This window comes from Paroceanicella profunda, assembly GCF_005887635.2.
Lineage (GTDB): Bacteria > Pseudomonadota > Alphaproteobacteria > Rhodobacterales > Rhodobacteraceae > Paroceanicella > Paroceanicella profunda.
On the sequence record NZ_CP040818.1, the window covers coordinates 2,824,694 to 2,846,802 of the forward strand.

Below are 22,109 nucleotides of genomic sequence, written 5' to 3' on the forward strand. Positions count from 1 at the left end.
CATGGCAGACGTATCGGGCATCCCGAGTGGCTCGGATCTCGTGCAGGACGGCGCGCCTGTCGACCAGGTGCCCTTCATCGCCGGGCTGGACGCGATCCGCGCGGCGATCATCGCCGTGAACGCCGATGCGGTCGCGGCCGCGGAGCTTGCCGGCCGTGCCTCCGCCATCGAAGCCACTCTGACCTACCGGCTTACCAATCCTCAGGGCGGGCCCAACTCGCTGGTCTACGATATCCCGGCGACGTTCACGCTCGATGCGATGCCGTTGCGCGGGCACTACCTGTTCGTCGCCGCGCACACCAACGTGGGCGGCGGGACGTACATCCGGATCCGGCGCTACGATGGCGCGAACTATGTGAACGGAACATCGACCGTCATCCTCAAGCGCGGCAGCGCGGATCTGGATCCGGGCGATATCGTCGCCGGGGAAGTGGTCATGCTCATGTCCCTGGGCGCGGGGCCTGACTCCTACCGCCTGATCGGCACGCCGCGCAGCGACATCACCGAGATCGAGGCGAACATCGCCGATGCGCTGTCCGCCATCGCGTCGGAGGCCGCGGATCGCATTTCGGCCGACGCGGCTCTGCAGGCCAACATCACGGCCGCGAACACGGCCCGGTCCAATGCCGATGACGCCCTGAACATCCGGATCGACAACGCGAACACCTATCGCGCCGAAAACGATGCGATCCTTCAGGCGAACATCACCGCCGCTGCGAATACCGCAGCAGCGGCAACGGCGTCGGAGGCGGCAACGCGTGATGCCGCCGACACCGCCCTTGCTGGTCGCATCGACGATACGGAGGCGCGCTTCCCGGCCATCGCCGTCGCCACGGCCTTCGCGGGCGACCTGGAGGGCATCGAGAGCGTTGACGGCTACCGGCAGAACCTGAGCGATCTCGATGAGGCGGCGCCGATCCCGCCGGATGCGCTGGTGGTCCGCTCGGAGATGGGCGGCTCCGTCATCCGGGTGCGCCAGCCCGAGTTCGCTTTCGCCAGCGACAGCGCGCAGGTGGCCATCGCGACGTATTGCCGGCTGCTGCCGGACAGCATCTGGCGCGTGCGCACTCGCTTCCGCCGCGCCATCAACAGCTCGGTCGGCGATGCCGCTGTGCAGTTCCGGGTGCGCTACTACGATGAGACCAAGGCCTCCCTCGGCGACGGCGCGAGCATTCGCGGGCAGGATATCGAGTTCTCTGACGGCATCCTGCAGTGGGAGGCGGACATCTACCACGGTCAGCCCGACGCCTGGGCCCCGCCGGCCGGTGCCGCCTACTTCAAGGTGTTCGACCGCGTGTTCGACGCGACGACCACCACCGATATCGGCCTGCTTGACGCGAAGGATGTGACCGAGGAGCGCCGTCACGTCGCAGAGATCGCGGCAGGACTGTCGAGCGCCATTGACGCGGAGGCGTCTGCCCGCGCTGCCGGTATCAGCGCAGAGGCCGCGGCGCGTGCGGCGGCCGTCAGCGCGGAGGCCTCGGCCCGCGCGGCGGCAGACAACGCGCTCCAGACGGCGCTTGACGGCGAGGAGACCAACCGCGCATCGGCGGATGCCGCTCTTCAGGGCGCGATCGAGGATGCGGAGGCCACGGCGGCGGTGGCAACAGCGGCAGAGACCGCGGCGCGTGCGGCGGCCGTCAGCGCGGAGGCCTCGGCCCGCGCGGCGGCAGACACCGCGCTTCAGGCGGCACTTGACGATGAGGAGACCTCGCGGACCACGGCAGATGAGGCTCTGCAGGAGGCGATCAACACCCTGGAGGCGGATACGGAGGCTGCTCTGGCCGCAGAGGTGGCCGATAGAATAGCGGCGGTGTCCGGGGAGGCCGAAGCCCGCGCAGAAGAGATATCGGACTTGCAGGACGCTCTGAACGCCGGGACGGCGGCATCGGCTGCAGCCATCGCCACGGAGGCCGCCGACAGAGCAGCGGCAGTAACTGCCGAAGCCACTGCCAGGCAGGCCGCGGATGATGTGCTTTCGGCGTCCGTCAATGACGTTGCGGCGGACGCCGCAGCGAATCTGGCACAGGAAACGGCCGACAGAGCAGCGGCACTGGCGGCTGAAGCAACTGATCGCGCATCTGCCGACACTGCGTTGGGCGTGCGCATCGACGGCGCAGAAGCGGAGATCATCCGGATTGACGACAACATGTCGTCGCTGAGCGTTACCGACGTCTCGCGCCCCGGCGAGGCTCCACAGCAGTTCTCGCACGACTATACGGGAGATCCGGTCACGCGCGGGCCGCTGGCGACGGGCGAGCGTGTCGTAGACGCCGAACTTGGCGCAATCTGGTCCATGCCTGACTCCGGCATCATCGCGTGGCGGCGGGCATTTGCGATGGAGCAGACCGGCCGGGTCTACCAACTCCGCATCGGCATCAAGCGCCTGTCGGATTCGGTGGACCCGGATGGCGATGCGGTGGAGGTGTTCTGGCAAAACCTCAACCTGAACAAGTCGGCGGTGTCCCTGGTCAAGCTTGCCACCTGGCTCAACCCGCTGGTGGAGGACCGCTTGCAGGTGGTCACCCTCTACCTGAGCCGGGATGCTTCCATCGACGGCATCGACTATGTGCCGCCGGTATCCACCCGGTACGGGACACCGCTGGTCCGCACCTACGGTTTCGACGTCGAAACCGGAATTGCGTTCATGGCGTGGCGCGACGTGACGGACGAGCTGTTCGGCCCGGCCATCCAGTCCATCCAGGCCCGGCTGGCGGCGCTGGAGACCCTCTCCATCACCACGCTCACGGTGACGCCGTCCGGGGTGCAGGAGCTGGGCACCAGCGTCACGCCGACGCTCACATGGACCTATGCCGGCGAGGGCAGCCTTTCCGTGGTGCGGGTCGACGGTCTCGCCATCGCTACGGATGCGGTCAGCTATGTCGCCCCGGCGGCGATCACCGCCAGCACCACCTACACGCTGAGGATCGTGGACACGTTGAACCGCGCTGACGAGGCGCAAGTGTCTGTGACCTTCCAGCCCCGGGTGTTCTGGGGGGCGTCGGCATCGGACGTCCTGACGTCCTCGGGGGTTATCGGCCTGGCCGGCAGCGGCCTCCAGGGCAGCAAGGCGCTGTCCAGGACGGTCACCACCGCCGACAGCTACGTCTACGTGGCCTATCCGGCCGCCTTCGGTGCGCCGTCAACCTACAAGCTCTTCGGGTTTGATGAGGATCCGGTCGGGACTCTGGTCTCGGTGACCACTGCGGCGGGCCATACCGCCAACTACAACGTGTTCCGCTCCCCACTCAAACTGACCGGATCCGTCCCGGTGGAGGTCTCCTGATATGGCAAGAATTGCAAGCCCACTCGAAGCAGCCGGTGACTTTTCCGTCGCGACCACGGATCAGATTGCGGAGACGGAAGACGGCAAGATCCTCACCGCTGCAGAGCGGGTCGATATCGAGCAAACCAAGCTCGCCGTGGCCGTGGAGGCGGCGCTGCGCAAGATCCTCGACGAGCGCACCGAGAGCATCAACGGCCGAAATGATGCATCGGTGGTGATCAGCAGTCCGCACCCGGAGCTCGACGGCAAGACCCTGTCGAACACCTATCAGACTGCGGAAGGCGGGGTGTTCGTGGGCACTGACGATCTCGGCGTTCTCTACTCGATGATCCACCGCGTTCTGGGAGAGTTCAGCGTCAGCGGGCCGACCAGTCTGAAGGGCTCGGTCTCCAGCGGCAACTACACCATCGAGTACAGCGACACGGCGGAATATTCCTTCGTCGTCCGGGGCTTCGACGGCTTCATCGGGTTCGGCCTGACGCGTGAAAGCTCGCCGAAGATGGAAGTCCCCGGCGGATCGAAGCTCGGCGGGCAGAGCGACTGGAGCTTCGGCGTTCAGGATGAGCAGGGCAATGTCGGCTTAGGCATCAAGGATGGCATCTGGCATGAGCCTTATCACCCGCTTTCCCCTTCCGAGATCGCCCGGCAGGACGCGCGCAACAAGGACTTCTCGCGGCGGCTGCGTGATGCGAACCTGAGTGGGTTCCAGATCCCGTGGTGCGAATACATGCTGACGTTCGTCTGGGGGCAGTCCCTCGCGCGCGGGGTGCAGACCAACCCCTCAATCAGCAAGGATGCGCTACCCGACACCTACATGATCGGCAACACGGTCAACCAGAACGGCGGTGACGGCGCCTATGTCGTGATCGGCCCGACCGTGCTCAACCCGCTTGTGGCGCAGACCAACTCCGGAGCAACCATTCTGGACGGAGCGGGCGAGGCCGCGCTCTCGGCCGACAGTAGCCTGGTCGGCGAGCCTCCGGTCATCGGCATGGTGAGGGGGATCAAGAATTTCCTGAACCGGAAATTCTTCTCGGCCTCGGCCGGCCCGAAGATCATCGCCATCAACCCGTCCATCGGCAGCAAGACCCTCGACGAAATATCAAAGGTTCCGGAGACGCCGGGCGCGTTGGATATCTACGGCATCATGCTGGACGGGATGGACAAGGCGCTGGCGCTTACTGGAGCCAGCACCATCTGCGTATCGACCGTGGGGTTCATGCAGGGGGAGGGGAACCTGCGCAACTCTGTGATCCTGCCGGGCGATACGGGCAAGACCTACTACAAGGCTCGGGAGTGGCAGCTTTTCGATGACATTGATGCGGATGTGATGAGCCGGTTCGGCGCGCGCGGCCAGACCCTGCCGCCGATCATCGTCAGCTACCAGACCCGGGCCAAGGGCGGCTTCGGGGATTTTGCCGTGGGAGGGGAGCCTGGTCTGCCGGTGCCGATGGCGCAGCTGGAAACCTGCCTGGAGCGGGCCAACACGTTCATGGCTGGCCCGAGCTATCCGTACAACGACAAGTCCACCCACTACTCCAGCAACGGATCGCGCCACCAGGGGCACAATCTCGCCAAGGTCTCCAGGAGGGTCCTGGAAAATGGCGAGGACTGGCAGCCGCTGCGCCCCATCGAGATTCGGTACCGGGACAACCGGGTGGTGGTCAACTTCCACGTGCCGGTCGGCCCGCTGCGGTTCGACGCCCCCTGGGGCGAGGGCATGCAGGCCACGTTCCCCGTGGATCGCGGGTTCCTTGTCACCGATGCGCTCGGCATCGCCGTGAACCCGATCCAGAGCGTGGAGATCGTGGCCGACACGGTCATCGAGATCGCCTGCCGGGACACGATCTCGCAGACCGACCTCGTCTGGTACGCAGACAGCACCTTCCACGACGGCAACGGCAACCTCTGCGACAGCGATCCCGAGGTGGCCTATGACCGCTACGAGTACATCCCCGAGCGCGGGATGGATCCTGCCGAGAACATCCCGGCCCTCATCGACAAGCCTTATTCCCTCGCGAACTGGTGCGTCGCCTTCAGCTATCCCATGACCTATTCGGAGTTCTGATCCATGATCATCACGCTCAAAGACGTATCGTTCGCCGGTGCCGGCCTCGGGACGGCCACCGAACTGATCCGGGGCATCCCCAAGGCTGGCCTGCTCGGGCTGTACATGATGGACGAGGCGGAGATCGGCGCGCCCGTGTCCTCGCTGGCCGACATCAGCGGCAACGGCAATACCGCTACCCTGCGCAGCGGATGGACGGCCCCGATCCAGCGGGATTACGGGCTGGAGGTGGCCGGGCCGCACGGCACGGTGTTCCGGACGCCGATCCCCACCAATCCGTCTGGCCGCAAGCGGACCATGTACATGGTCCAGACGCCGCTGCTGCCCGGCAATGAGGCGAGCGTCTACAGCTACCTGTTCGGCGCCTCCGGCAATGGCGGCATGGCGCTCCCGACCGACAACCACACCAACGCCCCGTTCCCGGCGCTGCGCTACTACGGCATCGGAGCCTCCGGCATCTACGACGTCTACGACCTCGCGCTGGACATCCTGGGCGCCACCACCGTGAAGTACTCCGCGCCTCCAACCTTCGGCGAGCCGTCGCTTGCCTCGTTCTCCTACGACGGCGCGGCCCCGCGCATCGAGATGAACGTGCAGAGCGGTGACACCCGGTTCAGCACCAACGCGGCAATCGGCACCTTCCTGGACGGCACCACCGACTATGGGACCATTGAGTTCGGGATCTGGGGGCATCAGGTGGCCCGCAGCGCGGCAAACCCGCTCGGTCGCATGCACATGGTGGCGATCTACGAGACCTTCTACGACACCGCCGCGCAGCTGAAGCACATGGCGTTCATGGCGAAGGCGATGCAGGCGCGCAGCGTGGTCGTTTGACCCTGATCGATACTCCGAGTGGGTCACCGGCCGGAAGGGCGCGGTGATCGCGTGATCGGATAGCCGCCATCGAGGGCCGTGGAGAAGAGCAACATGAGCGTGAGAACATTCGAACTGGCCCGAAACGCCTTGGCCTTGACCGCTATCGGCTGGTTCGCATGGAGCGAGGTGTTTCGGTGGTTCTGAAAAAGCCCGCATGGGCCGAGGGCGTGGAGTGGCTCGGCTCATTCATTCGCAACCTCGTCGCCGCGTTCATGGCCCTCGCGGCCGTTCTCGTGCCGCTGGGGATGTACTTCGAGTCGAAGGCGCGGGACTGGACGGCGACGGTTGCCGTGTCCGCCGTGGCCGGCGAACTGCGCGGCTACAGCCAGCAGATCGAGCTGTACTCGCGCAGCCTGGAGGAGAGCCGGGCCAGCGCGCAGGCCAGCCGGGCAATCCTGAAGAGCTCGATAGACGATCTTGCCACCGCCCTCACGGCGCAGAACCTGAAGATCGCATCGCTGGAGGCCAGCGAGGCACTGTCTTCCGACCCTGTGGCGTCGGTGTCCGAGGCAAGCGTCACGGACACCCGGATCGGCGACCGCGCGGTGTTCGACCTCACGTTCCGGAAATACCGGGCGTGCGATCAGCCGCAGCTTTCCGTCTCCTTCACGAACGGCGGCGGGCGCACGCACATGTTCCGGAGCGTCAGCATCGTCAACCAGGACACCGGGATAGCGCTGTCGGCCCCAACCATCCCGGACCGGGATCAGTCGATCCGGTTCTCCGCCACGATCCCCGGTGATGAGGGCGTGGAGGTCGGCCGGGGCCGGGCGACGATCTCGGTGAACTGGCTCGACTGTCCGCGCGCACCCGACCTGCGCATCGGGCCCATGTTCTTCAACATCCAGCCGCGCGCCTGAGCGGCACCCATTCCCACAGACAGGAGGCCGGGATGACCCCGCAGCCGATCCTCAACCTCATCGCTCGGCACGAGAGCGGTGGGGACTACGACATCGTGTTCGGCGGTGTCCCCGCGTCCGCGCGCCCGGGCCGGCCCATCACCACCATGACGCTCCGCGACGTGATCGCGTGGCAGGTGGCTGCGGTGCGCGCCGGGTCCCGGTCCAGCGCGGCGGGGAAATACCAGATCATCCGCCGGACGCTGGAGGCCACATACCCGCGGGCAGGGATGGTGCCGACCGACCTGTTCGACGTGGCCGGGCAAGACCGCCTGGGGGTGCAGCTGCTCCGCGGCCGCGGCTGGGACGCGTGGTGCGCCGGCGCGCTCTCCGATGTGAGCTTCGCGGATGCGCTCTCGCGTGAGTGGGCCTCCCTCCCGGTGCAGTTCGCGCAGCAGGGCGGGTCACGATGGGTGGAGCGGGGGCAGTCCTATTATGCCGGCGACGGGCTGAACAAGGCCCTCACGTCACCCGAGAGCGTGCTGGAGGCCCTGAAGGCTTGCCGCGAGCCCGTGGCGGTGGAGCCCCCCGCGCCGGAGCCTGCCGCTCCTGAGCCAGCACAGGGCCCGTGGGCCGCTCTCATTTCCGCAATCGCAAAGCTGTTCGGAGGTCGCAATGGCTGACACGCTTCCCCCTATCCCCATCTGGCAGACCCGGTCCTTCTGGTATGCCGTCGCCACGCTCGCCGCGGTGCTGGCCCGGACCTTCTTCCAGACGGAGCTCGATGCGAACCGTTTGGCCGACACGGTCATGGCAATCCTGCCGCTGTTCACCGGGGCGCTTGCCTACCGCGAGCGGATGAACCCGAAGCGCCGGGTGGTCATCACGCGAAAGGTGGTTGCCACCTCGGCGCTTCTCCTCGCCCTGGGGCTATCCCTGATGCCCGGCCCGACGCTGGCGCAGGGCATGGCATGTGGCGATCGCACGGCCATCGTGCAGCGCCTCGCGGAGAAGTACGGCGAGGCCCGCCGGGGCATTGGGCTGCAACGCGATGCCGGGGTGCTGGAGGTCTACGCCTCCGACGCCACCGGCACCTTCACGATCATCATCACGATGCCGAGCGGAAAGGCGTGCTTGGTGGCCGCCGGGGATGGCTGGGAGCAGCTGCACGACGATCTCGCCACCGGTGAGAAGCTGTGAGCGCGCTGCTGGGGCTGATCCCCGCGGAGGTGTGGGTTGCCCTCGGGACGGCCGTGGCAGCGGTCCTCGGGCTCATTGGGGTGCGCTGGTCCGGCAAGTCCGCCGGGAAGGCTGAAGCCAAGCAAGAAGCACTGGAGAAGGCATATGAAACGGATCACGCAATGCGCGAAGCTGGCGATGCTGCTCGGGGCGACGGTGCTGATGAGCTCCTGCGGGAAAAGCGGTTCTGAGCCCGTCTGCCCCTCGCTGGTGCCCTACAGCCCGGAGGTGCAGGAACAGGCGTTGCGCGAGCTGCGCGGCCTGCCGCCCGGCTCGGTGCTGCCGCGGTTCCTGGATGACTACGGCGTGATGCGGGCGGAGGTCAGGGCGTGTCGGGGCGAGAGTGACTTATGAGGGCGACGCGGCCCCCTCGTCCTTGATTCTCTGTTCAATTTGCGGCCTGAGATCTTCAATCAGGTGCGCCTTGGCGGCATAGCCCAAGTGCATCATGATGGTTGTTTCTGTGCGAGGGTATTCGGTAGGGGCCGGAGCGGTGACAAGGCGTCCTCGCGCATTGGTCGTCGGACCTGAATGGAGAATTCCAATAAGATATGCGATTGGTGACTCGAACAATGCGATTGAGAATTCTTTAGAGGGCCGAAGTTGATCAAAGTATGCGAATATGGGAGATCCAGAAGAGCCAGGATATACAGCTATATCTACAACAATATTTTGCTTTCCCTTGTAGTTTGTAGATAAATTTGTTGAAAGTATACCGCGCCTTAGGATGGGGAGATTGTTGGCCTCGTCACGAAGGCTGTTTGGAAAGCCGGACATTAGGACTGGCTGGGATGCTTGAATTTGTGGAATGAGATATACTGGCGGAAAATTTTCAGCGGATAGCAATCGTTCCGCAATATTGTATCCATCTTTGAGAAGATGTTCCTTCATGGGATTGAGTGCAATGCCCACTATATCGACGTCCGGATCCGGGTGGGGAAAAAGTATAGCGTCACTAATGGGGAGAGTGTATGGCCTTGAAGGTTCAAGAACACGCCTTTTTTGTTCATTCATTCGCGCAAAATCAAAACGTAACCAGAGTGCGTCCGATATAACGTGTTTATTTGTAATAATTAGAGCTATGACTATGTTGTCAATCTTCATGCCATAGAAGAATCCAGTTCCGGATGATTGCGGCATATAGTCAATGGTTTTGCCGGAGGTTATTCTAACGACAGTGTGGTTAAGCTGATCCGCAAGGCTGGGCTTTCGCGAGCGGTCATGCTCCATGGCTTCGGGCGTCCGCATCTCAATCTCCCCCTTTTTACACAACTGTCGAAAGTAGAATCTTTTGGTGTCGTCTGGACATTCGGAGGTCGAATGCACGAAATCAAGTACGAAGCTCTCTTCAGGTGCCCAATTGGCCACAGCTTTCGAGCTACGATTGTTCGGCAGGGTCAGTCGCCAAGGGTCTTGTGTCCAACGTGCTACGAAGTATGGGTGGCCAAGCACGTCCCGATGGCTGACCAGATTTCCGATAGCTGGCCGCGAGATGAACCGGTGGTGGATCTTTGATCGCCACATTCCCGGCAGAGTGGAGATCAAAGGGCTCCGCCGGTTAGCGCCGGCGGGGCTTTTCTGTTTCAGGCCGCTTTCGTGCGGTGGATCTCGTTTCTGGCCGCCTGCGCCAGGAAGGCGGAGCGGTTCATGTCGAGCTGCTCCGCTGCTTCATCGATGGCTTCGAGCAGGCCTTGCTCCATGCTGATATTCGCTCGCACCGTCTTGGTGAGGCGGCGGATCGCCGGAACCTGGACGAGGAATGCGCCCTCGGCGAGATCCTCGGCGACAGCCGCGCGCACCTGCTCGAGGCCGCTGGCTGCGGGCATCACATGGCCGTCGGCGAAGTAGTCGTCGAGAGCCGCGATGGCATTGGCCATCAGATCCTCTTCTTCGTCGGCTGCTGCAAAGCAGTCCGGCACATCCGGGAAGGAAACGCCGTAGGCGCTTCCCGGGTCGTGGTGGACAATGGCCCAGTAGATCATGCTTGCTCCATCCTTCTCCGTTTCTGCCCACCCTTGGCGGGGTGCCGACGGGCTGGATTAAATCCAGCCCGCCTGCTTCGCTATGTTGCGGGCTGTGCCTGTTGGCAGATCCCGCTTCGGGTGGGGGACGATAACCGTCCGGTCTCCTTTCCTCAGCTTCACGTGCGATCCCCTCTGCGAAACCACGGTGAAGCCTTCCTTCTGGAGCCGGGCGATGATCGCCTTTGAATTCTTCTCCATGCGCAATTATATACACACTTGCGCAAGGTTGCGCAAGCCTTTGTGTGTAAATAAATGCGCAAAAGTTAGCGCGCGGCGCTTATCACTAGCCACTATTCCAAGGCGGTGGATCGCGCGGCAGCCTCTAGGCGCCGCTTGTCCATAAGCACGAGGCCCCGCCGGTTCCCGCAGGCGGGGCTCTTTGTGTTTGAGGGGCGATTTCGCGTTTCATCTGGCGAGGTGAAACGCGCTCGTTAACCTGCCATTATCCGTGAGGTAGAAGGCTCGGGGTTTCTGGAGACGCCACGATGAGTGATCGCAATTCACCCGGTAGACATTACCTCTATGCACTTCTGGGGCTGCTCTGAGATGCGTTCCCGGGCATATCTGGTGGCCGCGACGCTTTCGCTCGCGGCGGCCTCAAGCGCGTGTGGAGACGACCTCCCGGACTGCGGGCTGTATGCCTACCGCGCCGACATCACCCGGGTGATCGACGGCGACACAGTGGTCGCGAACGTGGATCTCGGTTTCGACGTCTGGCTCCACAACGAGCACCTCCGGCTCTACCAGGTGCAGGCGCCGGAGCGCGGCGAAGCTGGTTACGATGAGGCGGAGGAAGCGCTGCGGGCTAGGGTGGAGGGAAAGAGCCTCTACATCTGTACTCACCAGATGAAGCGCCTCGACCGGGAGGCGACGGGGTCATTCGGGCGGTATCTTGTGACGCTCTATGAGGGTGGGGAGAGCGTGAACGACTGGCTGGTGCGGGAGGGGTTCGCCGTGGAGTATTTGAGGTGAGGTGGGCGTTGCGGCCCTGTGACCTCAACGCGGCGCCGATCCTCCCGGCCCTTTGCGGCGCTGGTCCATAACCACGAGGCCCAGCCGGTTCACGCCAGCGGGGCTTTTTGTATTATGGGCTTCACCTATGTTCTGGTGAATTCACTACAGGAGGAGCATTAAGCATATGCCGATAAAGTCAGGTCCGCCGACACAAGAAACGCAGGAAAAGTGGACGGAAATGCTCGAAAAAATGGGTGCAGAGCAGGTGCTGATCCGGTTGAATACGGACAAGCACATTGGTGGCACTCGTTCATCTTCAGTGCATTTTATGCGTGTCGATGAGGGCGGGACTTCTCGCCCTCCGCCGCGATCCTTCGTTGAAGACTGGCTATCAGACCAAGCTTCGAAATCACGAAGAGCTCAGTCAAGGGACAGATGTGTGCTTTACATCGCGGCCGGCGCTGGAGTCGTGGGCGTGGTCCTAGCGGCTGTCGGACTCTTCCACTGAGACTAGAGTGCCTCAACTGCGTCATTGCAGCTCACCACGGACCGTCCTTGTTCCACTGCGGCCGGTCAGGCGTGAGCTTCACCGGCCCTGCCTCCAGCGCCTCCAAGTACAGCCGCTTCACCTCGGCCAGCGCCTCATCGAGGGTCTCGCAGGATGGTCGCGGTGCCGGCGGATACCACTGTGGGGACACCCACCAGAGGTGCCGGATTTCGAACGGGAGCTGCGGCTGCTGGCGGATGTAGGCGATTGCCTTGCCGTCGTGGCGGATGGTCCACAATTCGGTATCGCCGACATGCTGAGGGGGCGTGCGCTGGCGGGTGAAGGACATAGCTCAAGAGATGGTCTGAGTGTGGTCAGTAGGCAATGCCTAACGGAGTGCTCGGAGGTTCATTGAACCTGTGTGAACCCCTGAGGGGCGATATCCTGCGCAAAAAGCCGATCTACAGCCCGCTTCCCGCGCAGGATTTCATCAGGTTACGCGACATGCTGGCCGCTCATAACGGCTTGGCTGGGGGTTCGAATCCCTCCGGGCCTACCATCGAGAGAATAAGCCATTGAAACTGCCGTGCAATTGGGAACAGTGGACCATGGATCCACACCTGTGGCTCAGGTCGCGCGCTGAAGGGCCCCGTTTTCGCCATGGCGGAGCTCGCAAGCCACGGCCTGTTGGCGCTCCGTGAACAGATGCCGGATGTGCGCGGATCGGCAGGTTCGGGCAGTGAGGCGATTTCAAGCTCGGAGCATCCGGCTTCAGCCAGGAGCCTGTCGGCGGCCGGGCAAACGCCGTGGGCCGCGTGCCGGGAAAGCCGGGCGTCCTCAGGCCAGATTCGCATCCGTCGTCCAAAGCCGCAGCAGCGAAAGGCCAGCCGAAGGCGGCGAAGAAAGGGGCGTGGCGCCGGCAGCGGGCCCGTCTATGCTGCGCTGGAGGTGCGGCATGGTCGGAACCTCCACATGGTCGCCGGTCTCCCGGACGTGGGGACAAACGCACCCACACTTCAGTGACCGCCAGAGGCGCGCGGCGCGAACAGTGTCCAGACAGGACCTGCGCGCGAGGGCTGCAGGACGACGCGCCGGCCCCCGGCGTGGGGCGGCATCGGTTGCCGCCTTCCAGCCGGCAATCTGCTCCGGCGTGCAGGTGCCCGGCATGCCCCCAACCCCTGCGCTTGCGGGGAAATCCGCGTCGCCGCGGTCATGATCAGCCCGGCGCCGGCCCGCCGGGCATTGTATTCGGTGGCATGTGGCCGGGGCGCGGCCCGGTTCAAGGTGAGCGGGCCATGACGCTCCGGCGCTGTCGCCGCCGCGGGCCAGGCGCGGGTGCGGCGAAGAGCGGGGCCGGGGAATCGGGCGGCCTTTCGCGAGATGGGGCGCGAAGGGGGATCAGCCGCGATAGCGCTCTGCCGGCAGGGTGTTGCCGAAGCCCGGCAGCATGTCCTGGCGCGCGCTCTGGTAGGCGTCCCAGAGAGCCGCTTCGGGCAGGGCGGGGATGGTGATCGCCTCGTGGCGGTCGAAGCCCTGCAAGGCGGCGTCGACCAGGTCGTTCACGTCCATCATCGGCGGCAGGTTGGCGGGATCGACCCCGCTGCGCTCCCAGATCTCCGTGCGCGTGCCTGACGGAAGCACGCCCTGCACGTAGACGCCCCGGGGGCCGAGTTCATGGGCCAGCGCCTGCGACAGGAAGATCACGAAGGCCTTCGTGGCGCCGTAGACCGTCATGCCGAACTCCGGCATCAGCCCCACCACCGAGGCGATGTTGATGATCGACCCGCGGCCCTCGCGCGCGAAGCGGGAGGCGGCGGCGTTGGCGAGCTGCGTCAGGCTGGTCACGTTCAGCGTGATCAGCCGGGCGAGGTCGGCGCTGTCCTGCTCGGCGAAACTGCCGAGCAGCCCGGCCCCGGCATTGTTCACCAGGATCCCGATATCCGCGTCCTCGCGCAGCCGTGCCTCGACCCGGGCGATGTCTGCCGCCTCGGTCAGGTCGGCGGGCAGGATGTCGATGGCAACGCCGGTGTCCGCGCGCAGCCTGGTGGCCAGGGCGTCCATCCGCGCGGTGTCACGGGCGACGAGCACGAGGTCGTGCCCCCGCCGGGCGAAACGGTCCGCGTAGGTGGCGCCGATGCCTGTCGAGGCGCCGGTGATGAGGGTCTTCGTGGGCATGGCATTGCTCTCCGGGAATCTTGTGGCTACATTCATGATGAGCGTCATCAATGAAGCTCGAATATGATGATCATCATGAATGTGTCAAGCCCGGGAGACGAGGAAAGGTCCGCCGATGAAAGTGTCGAAAGAGCAGATGGCCGAAAATCGCGGCCGCATCCTGGCGCAGGCCGCGCGGCTGTTTCGCGACAAGGGGTTCGACGGGGTGTCCGTGGCCGAGGTGATGAAGGCCGCGGGCCTCACGCATGGCGGTTTCTACGGCCATTTCGCGTCGAAGGATGATCTGATCGCGCAGACCATGGCGCATGCCCTCGCCGACGCGGAAACGGACAAGGATGGCTTCGACGCGGCGCTTGCCTCCTACCTGTCGCCCGCGCATCGTGACGCGCCGGGCGCGGGCTGTCCGACCGCGGCATTCGCCTCGGACGCGCGCCGCCAGGCGCCCGAGGCCCGCGCGGCGATGTCCGCAGGGCTCGAGCGGCATGTCGCCCGGCTTGCAACCTCGCTGGAGGAGAAGGGTGTGCCGGACACCCGCACCGCCGCGATCGGCACGTGGTCCGCGATGGTCGGCGCGGTGATCCTGGCGCGCTCCGTCGATGACGCGGCCCTCTCGGACGAGATCCTTCGGCGCACGCGGGACTGGATCACCGCCGCCCTGGCGGAGTGAGGCGCCGGGCGGGGCCTCGGCCAGCAGCCGTCGAACCGATGCGCTCCCCTCCCGCCCGGAGGGCTGCGCAACGGCTCCCGGGCGCGCCAGGGCGCTGTCCGCCACCCTCACGGGCATCTCTTCCGAGGCCTTCCCGTGCTCGGCTGCGGCCCCCGGCGCACTCCGGAGATCGGCTGCGGCCCCCGGGGCGTACCCGGGGGCCGCGGCGGCGCGGGATCAGCCCTCCGGCAGCACGGCGAACTCCGTCATCATCCCGGTGGCGAGATGCGCCATGTGGTGGCAATGCAGCATCCAGGGCGCGGGCTCCCCGGCATCGAGCGCCACGGTCACCGAGCCCATCGGCGGCACGAGAACCGTGTCGCGCACCGCGCCGGCGATCGGCCGGTCTCCGACAGCGACCACCTGGAAGACATGCCCGTGCAGGTGCATCGGGTGCGCCATTGCCGACATGTTGTGGAACATCAGCTCCACCCGCTCGCCCCGGGTGGCCGGGATCGGCGTGTGCCGGCTCCAGGTCTCGCCGTTGATGGTCCAGACATAGGGGTCCATCGCGCCGTTGAGCATCACCATGTGCCGGCGGGTGGGCCTGCGCGCGGGCAGCGGCGCCCGTGCCTGCAGCGCCAGTTCCAGCGACATGTCTCCGGAGACGGGCGCCGCGGCCTGCTCCCCTTGCGCGGAGATCTTCCCGACCGGGCGGCCCGCCGGAGCGAGCACGATCCCCGCACGGTCCCGCGTGCCTTCGCGCAGGGCGAGCACCGGCAGCGGCTCCCCGTCCTGCGGCAGGTCGAGCACGATCTCCAGCCGCTGACCGGAGGAGATGGGGAAGCGGGAGGCCGTGTGCGGCACCACCGGATCGCCGTCCACCGCGATCAGCCGGCCCTGCACCCTGCCGGTGTCGACCCGGAAACTGGTCATGGAGGCGGCGTTGATGATGCGCAGGTGGACGCGGCCGCCACGCTCCACCCGCACCACGTCCGGGTCATCCAGCGTGCGGTCATTGGCGAGATAGGCATCGAAGTCGAAGTCATTGAGATCCATGGCCATTCCGGCCATGTTCATGCCGTGCCCCGCTCCCCCGTGCTGCATCGGCATCGGCATCGGCATCGACATCGGTGCGGCCCCGGCCCGTGGCGCACTGTCCGGCGCCATGGCGTGGGCCATCGGGTGCGCCTGCCCAGACATGCCGGTGATGGCGGCCAGCACCTCGCCGGCGGGGCGGAAGCTGAAATCATGCAGGAACATCACCACCTCCTGGCGATCCTCCGTCAGGTCCTCCGGTCGCCGGACGATCAGCGGCGCGGCCAGCAGGGCGATTTCCTGCTGCGGCACATGGCTGTGCATCCAGAACGTCCCGGGGCGCGGGGTGAAGTCATAGGCGCGCAGCTCGCCCGGGCGCAGCATGGGGGTGGTGTTCGGCGCGCCATCCTGGTCGTTGGGGGGGATCTGGCCGTGCCAGTGGATGATGGTGTCCTCGGCGAGGGCGTTGCGCAGGTCCACGCGGAAGGGCTGGTCCGGGTCGAGGATCAGCCCCTGTCCCCCCAGGGCATTCGTCAGGCCGGGCACGGTGGCGGCGCGTCCGCGGATGTCGATGACCCGGGTCTCGGCGGTGAGCGGGAGCGGGCGGGGGGCGGCGCCGGCGCGCCCGGACAGCATCAGGCTGGCGGACAGGCCGACGGAGGCGGACAGGAAGCCGCGGCGGGAGAAAGTGGTCATGGAAGGTCTCCGGAAGAGGATCGGGATGCTCTGGCGGGCCCGTGGCCCCTGGAGCTCACCCGCGCGGCGGCCGTCTCTCCGGAACGACGGGGCGGGACCAGAGGATGTCGGCCCCCGGCAAAACCTCCACAGGGCGCCCCGCGCCCCTTGCCCACCCGAACCACGCCGTCACGTCCGCCGGCTCGGCCACCAGGCAGTGCATCAGGCAGGCCCGTGACATGCGCGGCGCATGCCCTGCCGGATCGGCCTCCGCCGCATGGAACGCCGCGCTCTCCCCCGGGCAACACTCATCCGTTCCAAGGGCTTGCACACCCCCGGCCATGCCCGTCCACGAGAGGACAGCAGCCAGCAGCAGGAACCACAACCAGGGCGAAGAGCGCGTCATCGGGCGAGAATAGCGCGTGCCGGCGAAAGTTGCTGATCACGTTCCCGGGACGTGGGTGCGACCTCAGCCGGCGGGTGCGCAGGGCGGGCCGTCCCCCTCCCGCCAACCGGGCCGCCGGATCTCCGTCGCAGGCCGACGGAGCGCTGATTAGGGAAATTTTCAGAACCGGAGTTGCATATCTGTTCGCACTCTGCCCCGGAACGTCAGGAGATTCCCGTGTTCAGGTTGCTCGCCCCATGTTTGCTCCTGCTCGTTGCGCTGGCGCCGCCGGCGGCGCAGGCCCGCATGTCCATCGGCCTGGCCATGGGCAACATCGACGCGTTCCAGTCGAAGGTCGCGGACGGGGTCAGCAGCGCCGCGGGCCGCATGGATGCCGCCGTCACCGTCACCAATGCCGAGCGCGACTCGGACCGCCTGCTCCGCCAGGTGGAGGGTCATCTCGCCGCCAATGTCGACGTGCTCATCGTCGTGCTGACGGACAGTGACGTGGGCCCGCGTGTCACCAGTCTCGCGCAGGCGCGCAACACGCCCGTTGTCTTCGTCAACAGCGAGCCGGCCAATATCAACGAGCTTCCCGCCAACCAGATCTACGTCGGCTCCGACGAGCGGGATTCCGGAACCCTGCAGGCGCGGGAAGTGTGCCGGATGCTGGGCGGGAAGGGGCGCATCGGCATCATGACCGGCGAACTCACGCATTTCGCTGCCCGCCAGCGCACGGTGGACGTGCAGGACGTCATTGCCACCCCCGAGTGCAAGGGGCTCGAGCTGGTGGAACAGCAGTCAGGCCTCTGGTCACGCACGCATGGTGAGACGATCATGCGGGAGTGGCTGGCGGCGGACCTGTCTCTCGACGCGGTCATCGCCAACAACGACGAGATGGCGCTCGGTGCCATCGCCGCCCTGCAGGACCGGCAAGCTCCGGCCCATCCGGTGATCGTCGCCGGGATCGATGCCACCGGCCCCGCGCTCGCGGCGATGCGGGCAGGCAGTCTCGCGGTGACGGTGCTGCAGAATGCCACCGCCCAGGGCGACGCCGCCGTCGACACCGCCCGGCGCCTGGTCGCGGGCGAGGAGGTGAAGCCGATCATCTATGTGCCGTTCGAGCTCGTTACCGCCGCGAACATTGACCGCTATGACCCCCGGAACTGAGCGAAGCGCTTCTTTGAAAGGACATCCGTCATGCTGAACCGTCTGGGCATGCAGGCGCGCATCGCCATCGGCTTCGTTCCGCCCCTTATGATGATGCTGGTCCTGTCGCTCGTCGCCTACAACGGGGTCTCGAGCATCACCACCGCAACCACCACCTACCTGAATGCGGCGGGGGATCAGCTCGAACTCTCGCGCATGGGGGATTGTCTGACCGATGCCAACGTCGCCGTCCTGCTCTTCGATCGGCGGCGCACGCCCAATTACGTGGAGGACTTCCGCACCAATGTCGCCTGCATGCGCGATATGGAGGAGAAGCTCACCGAACGTGCGGCGGTGCTCGAAAGTCTGGTGAACGATTACGCCACCGGCTTCTCGAGCTTCGTGGCTCTCGACGGCCAGAAGGCCGCCGTGCGTGACAAGGCGCTGGATTTCGGCCCCTGGACCAGTGTGGCACTTCAGGACATCATCAGGACCTCCTATCGCGGTGGCAACCTTGACGCCATGCTCACCGCCGGGGAGGTGAACACCCTCCTGAACCGGTCGCTGGCCCTGGTCGAGCGGTTCCTGCGCGCCGAGGACCTCTCGGCGGAAACCGAGGCGCAGGCGCGTATCGACGAGGCCGCGGCTGCCATCGAGACGTTGAAAGCCCAGGTATCATCCGATCTGCAGCGCGGGCGGGTCGCCATCGCCGAGGCGCTGATGGAGAATTACCGCGCCAGGGTGAGCGAGGCCCGCGCGCTCATGGAAAAGGAAGTCGCCGCGCGCGCCCGCGTGCTCGACACGCTGGCTCCCGGCCTGAGCGCACAGTTTCAGGACATCGACCACCGGCTTCGACAGTCGCAGGAGGCGCTCGGCCAGGAGACCGTCGACACCGCGAGCGCTACGGGAAATCAGGTCACGATCATCACGATCGCCGTTCTGGCCGGCTCCCTGGCATTGTCCTGGGTGATCGGACGCTGGATCTCACGCTCGGTCGGCAACATGGCCAACACCATGCGCGAGATCGCCGAAGGCAACACCGATGTGGAGGTTCAGGGCGCGGAACACCAGCATCAGCTCGGCGAGATGGCGCGCTCGCTCATCGTGTTTCAGGAAAATGCCCGTGCCCGCACCGAGGCCGAAGCCGAGGCCCGTGCCGGCAGGGAAGCGGCAGACGCCCAGAGACTTCAACAGGAGGAGGAGCGCCGACAGCAGGAAGCGGCACGGGAAAAATCCGCAGCCATTACCAAGGCTGCGCTCGAGACATTCGCCGCGGGGCTGGACGGCCTCTCCGGGGGCGATCTCACGGTCCGGATCGGCAGCATCGATCCGGCCTATGACGCCATGCGCCTGGCGTTCAACCAGACAATGGAACGCCTTGAGGATACGGTCGGCCGCATCAAGGCATCCAGCGCCTCCATGATGGGGTCGACGACGGCGATCGTCGACAGCGCGCAGGAGCTTTCCGGCCGCGCCGAAAGTCAGGCGTCTTCTCTGGAAGAAACCGCTGCGACGATGGAGCAGATGTCCGCCAGCGTGAAGACCACGGCCGAAAGTGCCCAGCAGGTGAGATCGGCGGCGTTGGACGCCTCCGAACGCGCGCGGCGTGGCAGCGGCGTGGTTTCTGACGCGGTGCAGGCGATGGGGCGCATCGAGGAAAGCTCGGCAAAGGTGACGAACATCATCGGCGCCATTGATGCCATTGCTTTCCAGACCAACCTGCTTGCGCTCAATGCCGCGGTTGAGGCCGCGCGTGCCGGCGAGGCGGGCAAGGGCTTCGCAGTCGTCGCTTCCGAAGTGCGAACCCTCGCGCAACGCGCGGCCGAGGCCGCGAAGGACATCGCCGACCTGATCCGGGACAGCACCGGACAAGTGGCTGACGGTGCCAGACTGGTCCGCGAGGCCGGTGATGCGCTTGTCGAGATCCGCGACGCCATCGAAACCGTGGCGTCACGCGTGGCGGACATCAGTTCTGCCGCCAGTGAACAGGCATCCGGCGTTGAGGAAATCACCACGACCGTCACGCATCTCGATTCGCTGACGCAGCAGAATTCGGCTCTGGCAGAACAGAGTGCCGCCAACGCGCGCAGCCTGGGCGCCGACGCGGATGAACTGGTCAACTTGATGACGTATTTCTCCGTCACGGAGGGGGCGCCATCCGGGCGCTCTCGCGCAGCCTGAAGATCGAGTGCAGATTGCAGGAGAGGTTTCGTCAAGACTGCATTGTTCTTCAAGCGAAAGGCTGAAAGTTCGCCGATCAAGCCCTGTTGTGTGCATGGCTTGCCTGCCTGAGGAGAGGACCGGCTTGCGAAACGTGTCGAGCCGCAATCCCTCGGGACCATCCGGTGGATCACCTTTGGTGCGAGGCGTGATTCTGCTGCCGTGGGCCTGATCAGGTTTAAATCGAGCCTGATTGGCGACCGGGTTCGGGTCGAATTTGAACCGTATATCGCATCGGGTGCATGAATGCTCCACTTGCGAACTGGTTGTAAGACAGCTTTCGGCGTGAGCCTGGATGGTACATCTCAGCTCCGGACGGCGCGACAGCGCACGGGCCGGCCCCGGCCTGCGGTGAATATGGCATCGTCGCCTTTGCCGCGAAGGTCATGGCCGCTCCCGGCGTAGTGGATGCCGGATGCCACGCGCTGACCCTCGAGCCGGGCCTCTCCGCCGTCGGGCAGGCGCAGCCAGGCGATGTTCGGCCCGGTTTCGAAACGCACGTGCCGTTTTACCCCGTCCGCACAGGCGAATGTCATGGCCAGGGTCGCCGGAACCTTGGGAGGGCTCATGTCGGGCGTGTTCCCGTCTGAACATGCGGCGAGCAGGAGGGAGGCGACGAGCGATGAGGCGAGGGGGGCTTTGCGGTCACGCATGCGAGGCAGTCCTTTGGCAGTTGTCGGAGCCCGGCTCTGCGTGGAGAGGTTCCGGGCGGGCCTTTGGAATGGTCCGGAGAACACCACTCCGAGCCGGGACAGAAGGCGCTTTGCCGGCATCGTGTCATGAGGCTTGGAGGCGGGCAAGCAAGGTGCCTCGACCCGCGCGGGGAAAACCGCATGGGGGACCATGGATGTTCATCGCCGGAGGTTCGCGTCTCGTCTGCTGCTTCTGGTCGGGGCACAGGTGTCTGTAGTGCGTGACCTGCGGGTCGATGCGGCGCGGCAGATCGATCTCGCGGGCTGCCTTCAGAAGGCCAGGGTCTTCGGTGCCACGCCGGGTATCGGCACCGCGACCTTCCGTGTCGACGACGCCAGCAATGGCGAGCTCCTTTCTACCTTCCGCACGTTGCCGTCCCGCGCCTTTCAGGCCGGGTTCGCCGGCGCGCGGGACTGCCCGGAGGGCATGCCGGGATCCATTGCCGGCGACCAGAAGCAGGCCTTCGCGGTCAATGTGCCGGAGCCGACCACCGTCAGGCGCGATATCGCCACCATCAGCACGGCAGGGACGCCGCGCCGGAGCTCGATGTCGCTGAGGGCACCACCCTGCGCCCATCCTGGTAACCGGATACTCCTGCACCGCACCGGACGCTGACTTGAACAGCCCCGAGACCGGCCTGATCGAGACCGCCGACAAGGATCTGCTGTGGAATTCGAACCTGCACAACGTTCTCTGCGGCGGCGCACTCTGCTTGCAGCACGAGGAGAGCCCTTCGGGCAGCGCCACCCGTCAGGCCCGCAAGTGCTGCGCGCCTGGTCTCGCACGCAGTGTTTCGGCCAGCGACAGCGTGCTCACCGGGACGCGGGATTTCGGTGTGCTCACTGGCGGGACGCGGAGCGACGGGCCGATCGGTGTCGCGGTGTTCGGTCGGCAGGCGCGCTCGTTCGGCGTCCCTTCGGCCATCTGCCTGCCGGGCCGCGGCACCGCGCTGGGCGTCAGCAGTCTCGTGGAAGGGGGCGGAAGGCCGCGAGCGGGCGGAGGCGGTCAGCGGCGGCGAGGGGGTGAGCCCGTGCGGTCCGGCCCCGCCGGGAAACAGCGTCTACGGCTGGAGCCGTGGTCTGTTGCCGGAGGTCCGAGCCTTGCGGGCCCGCCGCCGGCGCAGGAGCAGGACGGCCAGGCCCGTGAGCGCCACCACGGCCAGGCCGGCGGCCGCCGCGTGGCGTCCCGTCCAGTCCAGCACCGCGTTCGCCGCCGTGACCGGCGAGGCGATGGCCGCGAGCAGGCCGAACACGAAGGACGTCACCGCAAGGATTCCGTCGAGAAGCCGGGCCAGCGCCGAGAACAGGTCTTGCATGACCGGACCTTCCAGGTTCCGCCCACGCTCCGGGGCGGAG

20 protein-coding genes are annotated in these 22,109 nt (G+C 65.9%); 12 read left to right on the plus strand and 8 right to left on the minus strand.

Annotated features, from left to right (window positions below; genetic code table 11):
- Position 1 precedes the first annotated feature (1 nt).
- The 7 genes from FDP22_RS12635 (at position 2) to FDP22_RS12665 (ending at position 8,662) form a co-directional block, all read left to right on the plus strand.
- Positions 2-3,286 (plus strand): hypothetical protein, encoded by a 3,285-nt coding sequence (locus FDP22_RS12635; RefSeq protein ID WP_143972264.1) that lies wholly within the window; start codon positions 2-4, stop codon positions 3,284-3,286.
- Between the two features lies 1 nt (position 3,287).
- Entirely contained in the window at positions 3,288-5,354 is a 2,067-nt protein-coding gene (locus FDP22_RS12640; RefSeq protein ID WP_138574123.1) for a hypothetical protein, read from the plus strand.
- Between the two features lie 3 nt (positions 5,355-5,357).
- Positions 5,358-6,188, plus strand: coding sequence for a hypothetical protein (locus FDP22_RS12645; protein ID WP_138574125.1), 831 nt, complete (start codon positions 5,358-5,360; stop codon positions 6,186-6,188).
- Between the two features lie 176 nt (positions 6,189-6,364).
- Positions 6,365-7,090, plus strand: coding sequence for a hypothetical protein (locus tag FDP22_RS12650; protein ID WP_138574127.1), 726 nt, complete (start codon positions 6,365-6,367; stop codon positions 7,088-7,090).
- Positions 7,091-7,122: 32 nt separating this feature from the next.
- Positions 7,123-7,752 (plus strand): lysozyme family protein, encoded by a 630-nt coding sequence (locus FDP22_RS12655; protein WP_138574128.1) that lies wholly within the window; start codon positions 7,123-7,125, stop codon positions 7,750-7,752.
- Complete coding sequence (locus tag FDP22_RS12660; protein WP_138574130.1) at positions 7,745-8,269, plus strand: hypothetical protein; 525 nt, start codon at positions 7,745-7,747, stop codon at positions 8,267-8,269. The genes FDP22_RS12655 and FDP22_RS12660 overlap by 8 nt, the downstream gene beginning before the upstream one ends.
- A 144-nt stretch (positions 8,270-8,413) precedes the next feature.
- Entirely contained in the window at positions 8,414-8,662 is a 249-nt protein-coding gene (locus FDP22_RS12665; protein ID WP_138574132.1) for a hypothetical protein, read from the plus strand.
- Here FDP22_RS12665 and FDP22_RS12670 read toward each other — a convergent pair.
- From FDP22_RS12670 to FDP22_RS12680, 3 genes are all read right to left on the minus strand, one after another.
- Positions 8,657-9,556 carry a S1 family peptidase gene (locus tag FDP22_RS12670; RefSeq protein WP_170317686.1) on the minus strand — a complete coding sequence of 300 codons (900 nt, stop codon included), beginning with the start codon at positions 9,554-9,556 and terminating at the stop codon, positions 8,657-8,659. The two genes, FDP22_RS12665 and FDP22_RS12670, sit on opposite strands and share 6 nt — an antisense overlap.
- Before the next feature lie 335 nt (positions 9,557-9,891).
- A complete protein-coding gene (locus FDP22_RS12675; protein WP_138574136.1) occupies positions 9,892-10,290 on the minus strand; it encodes a type II toxin-antitoxin system HicB family antitoxin in 399 nt (132 codons plus the stop codon).
- A 57-nt stretch (positions 10,291-10,347) separates the two neighbouring features.
- Positions 10,348-10,530 (minus strand): type II toxin-antitoxin system HicA family toxin, encoded by a 183-nt coding sequence (locus FDP22_RS12680; protein WP_138574137.1) that lies wholly within the window; start codon positions 10,528-10,530, stop codon positions 10,348-10,350.
- Positions 10,531-10,821: 291 nt separating this feature from the next.
- Between FDP22_RS12680 and FDP22_RS12685 the strand changes: the two genes are divergently transcribed.
- Complete coding sequence (locus tag FDP22_RS12685; protein ID WP_138574138.1) at positions 10,822-11,304, plus strand: thermonuclease family protein; 483 nt, start codon at positions 10,822-10,824, stop codon at positions 11,302-11,304.
- 521 nt (positions 11,305-11,825) lie between these two features.
- On the opposite strand, the gene FDP22_RS12690 is transcribed toward FDP22_RS12685, so the two are convergent.
- Positions 11,826-12,122 (minus strand): hypothetical protein, encoded by a 297-nt coding sequence (locus FDP22_RS12690; RefSeq protein WP_138574139.1) that lies wholly within the window; start codon positions 12,120-12,122, stop codon positions 11,826-11,828.
- A gap of 1,049 nt (positions 12,123-13,171) precedes the next feature.
- Positions 13,172-13,948: an SDR family NAD(P)-dependent oxidoreductase gene (locus FDP22_RS12695; RefSeq protein ID WP_205910781.1), complete on the minus strand. Its 777-nt coding sequence runs from the start codon at positions 13,946-13,948 to the stop codon at positions 13,172-13,174.
- Between the two features lie 115 nt (positions 13,949-14,063).
- On the opposite strand from FDP22_RS12695, the gene FDP22_RS12700 reads away from it, so the two are divergent.
- Positions 14,064-14,615, plus strand: a complete 552-nt coding sequence (locus tag FDP22_RS12700) for a TetR/AcrR family transcriptional regulator (RefSeq protein ID WP_138574141.1) — start codon at positions 14,064-14,066, stop codon at positions 14,613-14,615.
- A gap of 216 nt (positions 14,616-14,831) precedes the next feature.
- On the opposite strand, the gene FDP22_RS12705 is transcribed toward FDP22_RS12700, so the two are convergent.
- The gene (locus tag FDP22_RS12705) at positions 14,832-16,328 is read right to left on the minus strand and encodes a multicopper oxidase family protein (protein ID WP_138574143.1); all 1,497 of its coding nucleotides are present in this window, start codon (positions 16,326-16,328) and stop codon (positions 14,832-14,834) included.
- A gap of 601 nt (positions 16,329-16,929) precedes the next feature.
- On the opposite strand from FDP22_RS12705, the gene FDP22_RS12710 reads away from it, so the two are divergent.
- A complete protein-coding gene (locus FDP22_RS12710) occupies positions 16,930-17,862 on the plus strand; it encodes a substrate-binding domain-containing protein (RefSeq protein WP_138574145.1) in 933 nt (310 codons plus the stop codon).
- Positions 17,863-17,892: 30 nt separating this feature from the next.
- Entirely contained in the window at positions 17,893-20,022 is a 2,130-nt protein-coding gene (locus FDP22_RS12715) for a methyl-accepting chemotaxis protein (RefSeq protein ID WP_138574147.1), read from the plus strand.
- 344 nt (positions 20,023-20,366) lie between these two features.
- Here FDP22_RS12715 and FDP22_RS24510 read toward each other — a convergent pair whose 3' ends face one another.
- On the minus strand, positions 20,367-20,714 hold the full coding sequence (locus FDP22_RS24510) for an MliC family protein (protein WP_170317687.1): 348 nt from the start codon (positions 20,712-20,714) through the stop codon (positions 20,367-20,369).
- Positions 20,715-20,970: 256 nt separating this feature from the next.
- Here FDP22_RS24510 and FDP22_RS12725 point away from each other — a divergent pair, with 256 nt between their 5' ends.
- A complete protein-coding gene (locus FDP22_RS12725; protein WP_138574151.1) occupies positions 20,971-21,369 on the plus strand; it encodes a hypothetical protein in 399 nt (132 codons plus the stop codon).
- 445 nt (positions 21,370-21,814) lie between these two features.
- On the opposite strand, the gene FDP22_RS12730 is transcribed toward FDP22_RS12725, so the two are convergent.
- Entirely contained in the window at positions 21,815-22,069 is a 255-nt protein-coding gene (locus FDP22_RS12730; protein ID WP_138574153.1) for a hypothetical protein, read from the minus strand.
- Between the last annotated feature and the right edge of the window lie 40 nt (positions 22,070-22,109).